Source organism: Phytobacter sp. V69 (assembly GCF_965644215.1).
Taxonomy (GTDB): Bacteria; Pseudomonadota; Gammaproteobacteria; order Enterobacterales; family Enterobacteriaceae; genus Phytobacter.
On sequence record NZ_CBFFRL010000488.1, the window covers coordinates 1 to 678 of the forward strand.

Genomic DNA, 678 nt, shown 5'->3' on the forward strand with positions numbered 1-678 from the left:
ATCGGTAGTTAACCCTTCCTCCTACACTCTCCACAATCATGTCCGAGCGTTGCACTTATTATCTGAATTCGCGGTTTGCTTGTATTCTCATTATCGACAAGAGAATAAATAATGAAAATAAATCTGCCATTCAGTAATAAGAACTATTGTTTCTCATCCGGATATTTATTGTTTTTCTTTGCCGCCTGGTCACTCTGGTGGTCATTTTATGCCATCTGGTTAAAAACAAAACTCGGTTTAACCGGTAGCGAACTGGGGATGCTCTATTCCGTTAACCAGTTTTTTAGCATGATATTTATGGTCGGTTACGGTGTCATTCAGGACAAGTTAGGCACCCGTAAACCGCTTATATGGTTAGTGGGTCTGGTACTTTTACTGAGCGGACCATTCCTTATTTATGTATATGAGCCTCTGCTGGCCTCTAACTTCAAACTGGGCATGGTGCTGGGCGCTGTCTTCTTCGGGATTGGCTATCTGGCGGGATGCGGGCTGGTGGACAGTTTTGTCGAAAAAATCAGCCGTAGCTTTAACTTCGAGTACGGAACCGCACGTTTCTGGGGATGTATCGGCTATGCAGGCGGGACCTTTATTGGCGGTATCTTTTTTAGATAGTGTCGTCACAAGATTTTAGCCCAGAGAGCGATGCATCTGATCTGGACGGCAGCGAGAAATGAGGCC

1 pseudogene is annotated in these 678 nt (G+C 45.0%); it reads left to right on the forward strand.

The window, feature by feature from the left end:
- Positions 1 to 111: 111 nt before the first annotated feature.
- Positions 112 to 606, forward strand: a pseudogene (locus tag ACSZPU_RS26150) (MFS transporter); the annotation flags it as partial.
- Between the last annotated feature and the right edge of the window lie 72 nt (positions 607 to 678).